This window comes from Dyella sp., assembly GCF_036568765.1.
Lineage (GTDB): Bacteria > Pseudomonadota > Gammaproteobacteria > Xanthomonadales > Rhodanobacteraceae > GSA-30.
Window position 1 is genome coordinate 1 of the sequence record NZ_DATCRY010000288.1, and the last position, 6,808, is coordinate 6,808.

Consider the following 6,808-nt stretch of genomic DNA (forward strand, 5'->3'; position numbering starts at 1 on the left):
CGACGACCACGACTTCTTCGCCCTGGCAGAGCTGGCCTTCCATCGGCGTGGCCGCGTAATGGATGCCTTGGCCTTCGAAGCGCTCGTAACCGGGCACGTCGAGCTTGCGGTAGCGTGCGCCGGTGGCGACCACCAGCGTACATGCCTGGACCGCGTGACCGTCGTCCAGGATCAGGCGGAAAGGCCGCGACGAACAATCGATAGCGGTGACATGACGCGAGATGGCCAGCCGCGCACCGAATTTCTGCGCCTGCACCTGTGCTCGCCCAGCCAACGCCTGGCCGGAAATACCGGTCGGGAACCCCAGGTAATTTTCGATCTTCGATGAGGTCCCCGCCTGGCCGCCCGGCGCCATGCCTTCGATCACGATGGTGTCCAGCCCTTCGGAAGCGGCGTAGACCGCCGCGGCCAGGCCAGACGGGCCAGCCCCGATTACCGCCACATCGTGGACGCGATCGGGCTCGATGGTTTCAGTCAGGCCGAGGCTATCGGCTAGCTCGGCGGTACTTGGATTCTTCAGCAAGTTATGGTCAGGCGTCACCACCACCGGCAATTGCCCAGGTGCGATATCGAAGCCGCGCAGCCAGTCATCCGCATTGCTGTCCGATTCCGTATCGAGCAGACGATGGGGAAAGCCGTTGCGAACCAGAAACCGTTGCAAACGTAACGTATGCGCGTCGTGCCCCGGCCCGACAATCACCGCGCCACCGCCGCCCAACCGAATAAGGCCTACACGACGCAGGATGAAAGCACGCATGACGATCTCGCTGATATCCGTTTCGGCGGCGAGCATGCGCAGGAAGCTCCGACGCTCGATGCGCACCAGCCGGGTCGGCATCGCCGTCAGCCCCGAGACCAGGATGCTGCGTTGGTTGAGATGGTCGAGCTCTCCACTGAACTGGTTGGCGTCATGCGTGACCACTTCACGCGGACAGCCGTTGGGGCCACGATCGAAAATCTGAATGCGACCTTCGAGCACGAGAAAGAAATCGACGTTGCGTTGCCCGCGCTCGAACAACATCGTGCCGGCGGGGACTTCTTCTTCACGGCCGTACCCGGCCACGCGACGAGTCATTTCTTCGCTCAGGCGTGGAAAACGCTGTGCATCCCGATCGTGCAGGTCGCCGTGGTCGATCGCTGGGAGTTCGGGCAGCAAATACACGATCCGGTCGGCCATAACGGTCTCTGCAGAGGTGGACGCAACGATGGCCATAGCATAAGCCAGACGCATGTTATTGCGCTGGCATCGCCACTCAGGCTCGCCGAGGGGCCGCACGCCTATCGGCCGTTCGATCTACAGTCGTATGTGGTAGGGGCAACTGCGCCCCGGCCTGTTAACGTCGCTTCGCCGAACACGGGGGAAAATCCATGGCTCAACCAACTGCCCCGCTACGACGCATCATGGGCGCGCATATCGTTGCGTGTATGGCAATCGAATTGAAGCGACAAGGATGACCGGCATGCGGCGCCTCGAAGACAGCAAGATCGCCATTATCGGGCTCGGCTATGTGGGCTTGCCGCTGGCAGTGGAGTTCGGCAAGAGATACGACACGGTCGGCTTCGACATTAACCAGGCTCGCGTCGAGCAGCTGCGCGCTGGCGTAGACCATACTCTGGAGGTGGATGCCGAGGAACTGACCAGCAGCCCGCACTTGCGGTTCAGCGGTCGGCTGGAGGACCTTGCCGACCGCAATGTCTATATCGTGACCGTGCCTACACCGATCGATGCGGCCAAACGGCCGGACCTTACGCCGTTGATCAAGGCTAGCCAGACACTTGGACGGGTACTCACGCCAGGCAACATCGTGATCTACGAATCGACGGTCTATCCAGGCTGTACCGAAGAGGTCTGCGTGCCGATCCTGGAACGCACCTCCGGCCTGGTCTTCAATCGCGATTTTTTCGCCGGCTACAGCCCAGAGCGGATCAATCCCGGGGACAAGCAGCACCGCGTGACCAGCATTCTCAAAGTCACCTCAGGCTCGACACCCGAGATCGCCGACTACGTCGACCGGCTCTACGGCTCGGTGATTGTTGCCGGCACGCACAAGGCCAGCAGCATCAAAGTTGCCGAGGCTGCCAAGGTGATCGAGAACACCCAGCGCGACCTCAATATCGCGCTGGTCAACGACCTGGCGATCCTGTTCAACAAGCTCGGTATCGACACGCTCGACGTACTGCAGGCGGCTGGCACCAAGTGGAACTTCTTGCCGTTCCGTCCCGGCCTGGTCGGCGGCCATTGCATCGGCGTAGACCCCTACTACCTGACGCACAAGGCGCAAGAAGTCGGCCACCATCCGGACGTCATCCTGGCCGGACGACGTACGAACGATGGCATGGGTCCTTACATCGCCGGCGAGGTGATCCGGCTGATGGTGCGCAAGGGCATCAATCCCGTGCAAGCGCGTGTGCTGGTTTTGGGTCTGGCGTTCAAGGAGAACTGCCCGGATCTGCGCAATACGCGCGTCGTCGACATCGTGCATGCGCTGCACAGCTATAACGCCGACGTCGACGTGCACGATCCCTGGGTCGATCCGGCCGAAGCACTGCACGAGTACGATCTGGGTATGGTTACCGAACCGGCAACCGGGGGCTACGATGCGGTGATCGTCGCCGTCGGGCATCGGCAGTACACCGAACTCGGTGCCGACGGCATACGCCGCTACGGCAAGCCGTCGGCGGTGCTCTACGACGTCAAATATGTGCTGCCGCGCGAAGCGGTCGATGGCCGGCTGTAATGACTGTGCAAGCCAATCGCTTGGGAATGAAGATGCTCCCGCAAGAGGGGCCCGGGTGGAGTACGCAGCGATGATCCTGGATTATCTGGACGTATCGGCACCAGCCGATTTTCATGCCGACCTGTGTATCGTCGGTGCAGGCGCAGCGGGCATTGCCATTGCGCGCTCGTTCATGGGCACAGCCATCCGTGTCTGCGTCATCGAAGGCGGTGGACTGAACGGCGAGGAAGAAAGCCAGGCGCTGTTCCATGGCACATCGGTAGGCAATCCGCCTTTCGATCCCATCCATTCGCGTATGCGCGTGTTCGGAGGCAGTTGCAATCTCTGGGGCGGCGGCTGCATCACTTTCAGCCGGCATGACCTTGAGACACGCGACTGGGTGCCGGACAGCGGTTGGCCAATCTCGTTCGACGAACTCCAACCCTACTACGAGCAAGCCAGGGACTATTGCCAGCTCGATAGCCACGATTTCGCCGATGGCTCGTTCGTCGGTGCACTACCACGCGAACCTGTCCCATTCGACACCGACAAGCTGGTCAACCAGATCTTCGCGCGCAGCCCGATCTTTTTCGGCGCGGCTTATCGCGCCGAATTCGAAGCAGCCGACAATATTACCGTGCTGCTGCACGCCAACCTGCTCGAACTGGAAGCGGCTTCCGACGGCAAAGCCGTCAAGCAGGCGCGCATCGGCGCACTGGACGGCCGCACCGGGCGCGTTCGCGCCCGCCACTATGTCCTCGCGTCCGGTGGCATCGAGAACGCGCGCCTGCTCTTGCTTTCCGACTCGGTTCTGCCACGCGGACTGGGCAATGCTTACGATCTGGTAGGGCGCTACTTCATGGATCACCCCAGCGGTAGTATCGGCCGCGTTCTGACCGACGCCCCCGATCGTCTGACGCGCCCCTATGACCGCGATCTCAATCGCGGCACTAGTTCCATATTTCCGGAAATCGGGCTGTCCGACCGGGCGCAGCGCGCGCATGGGCTGCTTAGCGGACGTGTGCACCCTTTCGCCGTAGAGACCGAAGTACCCAAGGGCATCCAGGCGCTGCGCGAACTACGCGCGGCCTTGCGCAAGACCGTTCTCGACGAAGGCGAAGCGCTGGAGGCACGGCTGTGCGCAGCGATGCACAATGGCCCTATGCCTGCGACAGGCCCTTTGCCAGGGTCGCAAAGTGTGGGACGCCTGGCCCTACGTGTCGGCATGGGTGCCGGCGATATCGCCAAAGCTTTTGCACGCAAACTCAGCGACAAGTCCGCCGTCAAAAGCGGCCACGTCGAACTGATCGGGTATTTCGAGCAGGCACCGAATCCGCATAGCCGCGTCACGCTGGGTCATGAACTCGATGCGTTAGGCCTGCGCAAGGTGTGCGTCGACTGGCAACTGACCGCACTGGATAAACATACCTATCGCACTGCGTCCATGTTGTTCGGCACGGAACTGGCCCGTGCCTGCAACGGCCGCTACGTCCCGGCTCCCTGGGTGGGCGGAGCCGGGGACGAAGTGCCCAATGTACATGGCACCGCGCATCACCTGGGAACCACGCGCATGTCCGACGATCCGCGGCAAGGCGTCGTCGACAACCGTTGCCGCGTGCACGGCATGGACAACCTGCACATTGCAGGCAGCTCGGTTTTCCCTACGGGCGGCTGGGCGTTCCCTACATTTACCATCGTTGCCTTGAGCTTGCGCCTGGCCGAAGACCTGCGCAGCCTGCTGCAGACGTGCAGTTCGACCGGAATATTTTAAGGCGCCATGTCTCAGCCAGCCGCAGCGACCAACGCGTTTCTGGTTGCCACGCAACGTGCCCTGGATTATGCCGGCTTTGCCCCACCTTCTCCTGGAGCAACCTGCGTGCTGGTTTTCGACAGTACGTTGTGGAATACGCACATTGCCTCTGTGCACGGGCTACTCAATGCAGTCGAACAGGCGCGCGCCATGCGTTTTCGCTTCGAGCGCGACCGCGAACCGTATGCCGTGGGACATGCGGTATGGCGCATCGTCCTCGCTGCCTGCCTGAATGTGCCGATAAGCGCGGTGCCTTTGGTAAGCACAGCGTCAGGCCAGCCCCACCTGCCAGGAACCAGATGGGTCACCAGTCTCAGTCACAGCGGTAGTTGGGTGGCGATCGCGGTCGGCGAAGCCGATTGCATCGGCGTGGATATCGAGAGATCGCCTTCGCAAATGAATTTGAGCGCACTGATGCCAAGGTTCTGCACTCCGGCCGAATGCGTGCAGCTATCGGGGCTGCCGACCCCGCTGCGCGAAACGAGGTTGCTTGCGCTTTGGACACGCAAAGAGGCTTTGCTCAAAGCTTTTGGCACCGGTTTAAATGAGGATCCTGCGAGCATGGCCGCCGCTGAAAATACAATCGTCGCAGCGCCCGCATCGTGCGGCCGTACCGCCGTCTGCCATGTGCGCGATCTCGATCTGCCCGCCAGCCTGGTCGGCGCCCTGGCCGTGCCGGCCGGTGCGATGTCGCATCGACTGTACTGGCTGGATCGATGCAGCAACGATGTATACGGCTGTAACAGCGCTGAGACATCCATTCGGTCTAACTGAAACCCGCCGTCCGTGATATCGCCGCCTACGCACACCAAGCGTAGCCTCCAATCACGTTTAGGGAGTTGTAATCGACGAGGGGGAATCTGCATGCTTCGTTTTCTGCGAAGGCAGGCTGTACGCTGGCTGCTGTTGCTCGGGTTCTGCGAGCTGTTTCTGCTCGCCGGCTCATTCAGCCTGGCTATGCGTACGCGCTATTTCAACGAGCCCGAAGAACTGGCCGAATTCTCGCACCATCTGATCGGCCGCTCGCTGTTGTTTGCCGCGGTAATCATGTTGGGGATGGCAGCGCTCGGCCTGTACCAGTCGCACATGCGCAACAGCTGGTTCGGTCTTCTGACGCGCCTGATCGTCGCCTTCGCCCTCGGTGGCCTTGGGCTGGTGGTCGCCTATTACGTGTTGCCACAAGCCTATGTCGGGCGCGGTGTCATGGGTATCGCCTTGCCTTTAGGCCTGATTTCGGTGCTGGGATTTCGCCTGCTGTTCATGCGGTTGGTGGAGATCGAAGCACTCAAGCGCCAGGTGCTGATCCTCGGTGCCGGCGAGCGTGCCGCGCAGATCCATAACCGCATGCGTCGGCGCTCGGATCGGCGTGGCTTCAGCATCGTCGGCTATGTGCCCTGCCCGAACGAGAAAACCGCGATTCCGGTCGATCAGCTCCTGCGAGCGAACAGTTCGCTGCAATCGCTGGTGCAGCGACGCCAGGTCGATGAAATCGTCGTCGGTGTCGACGATCGGCGGGGCAATCTCCCCATGGACGATCTGCTCGATTGTCGTCAATCCGGGATAGCCATTACCGACCTGACCACTTTCTGCGAACGCGAATCCGGTCGCGTGCAGCTTTCGTTGCTCGATCCGTCATGGCTGGTGTTCTCTGGCGGATTCAATGCTACGCCGCTACGGCGGTTCAGCAAGCGCTGCTTTGACCTGGCCGCCGCCGGCGTACTGCTCGCGCTCACCTGGCCTTTGATGCTCGGCATGGTGCTGGCGATCCGTCTCGAGTCGGGCGCCGGCCAGCCGATCCTGTACCGTCAGGAGCGCGTTGGGGAACGCGGCAAGACTTTCTGGTTGTTGAAATTCCGCAGCATGCGCACCGATGCCGAGCGCGACGGTGTCGCGCGCTGGGCCAGCCAGCACGACGACCGCGTCACTCGCGTGGGCCGCGTTGCGCGCAAGCTGCGCTTCGACGAGTTGCCGCAGTTGTGGAATGTACTCAAGGGCGAAATGAGCATCGTCGGCCCACGCCCGGAACGGCCGCAATTCGTCGCCAACCTGGAGCCGAAGATTCGCTATTACAGCTTGCGCCATTGTCTGAAGCCCGGCTTGGCTGGCTGGGCACAGCTTAGCTATCCCTATGGCGCCTCTGAGGAAGACGCCGCCGAAAAGCTCAAGTACGACCTGTTCTACGTCAAGAACCACAATCTCATGCTCGATCTGCTGATTCTCGTGCAGACCGTGGAAGTCGTGTTGTTCGGCCGTGGTGCCCGTTGAAGCTTTGTGGCAGCCC

The 6,808-nt window shown here is 61.7% G+C and carries 5 protein-coding genes; 4 read left to right on the plus strand and 1 reads right to left on the minus strand.

Translation table 11 applies throughout. The annotated features are described in order from the left end of the window. Positions 1-1,177: FAD-dependent oxidoreductase (locus tag VIM98_RS18330; RefSeq protein ID WP_331994544.1), on the minus strand; the 1,177-nt coding region annotated here is incomplete at its 3' end. Between the two features lie 283 nt (positions 1,178-1,460). On the opposite strand from VIM98_RS18330, the gene tviB reads away from it, so the two are divergent. The 4 genes from tviB to VIM98_RS18350 all read left to right on the plus strand — a co-directional run bounded on the left by tviB (position 1,461) and on the right by VIM98_RS18350 (position 6,792). Continuing rightward, positions 1,461-2,738, plus strand: coding sequence for a Vi polysaccharide biosynthesis UDP-N-acetylglucosamine C-6 dehydrogenase TviB (gene tviB, locus VIM98_RS18335; RefSeq protein WP_331994545.1), 1,278 nt, complete (start codon positions 1,461-1,463; stop codon positions 2,736-2,738). Positions 2,739-2,808: 70 nt separating this feature from the next. After that, positions 2,809-4,488, plus strand: a complete 1,680-nt coding sequence (locus VIM98_RS18340; RefSeq protein ID WP_331994546.1) for a GMC oxidoreductase — start codon at positions 2,809-2,811, stop codon at positions 4,486-4,488. Positions 4,489-4,494: 6 nt separating this feature from the next. Further along, positions 4,495-5,301, plus strand: coding sequence for a 4'-phosphopantetheinyl transferase family protein (locus VIM98_RS18345; protein WP_331994547.1), 807 nt, complete (start codon positions 4,495-4,497; stop codon positions 5,299-5,301). A gap of 90 nt (positions 5,302-5,391) precedes the next feature. Beyond that, the gene (locus tag VIM98_RS18350) at positions 5,392-6,792 is read left to right on the plus strand and encodes a TIGR03013 family XrtA/PEP-CTERM system glycosyltransferase (protein ID WP_331994548.1); all 1,401 of its coding nucleotides are present in this window, start codon (positions 5,392-5,394) and stop codon (positions 6,790-6,792) included. Positions 6,793-6,808 lie beyond the last annotated feature (16 nt).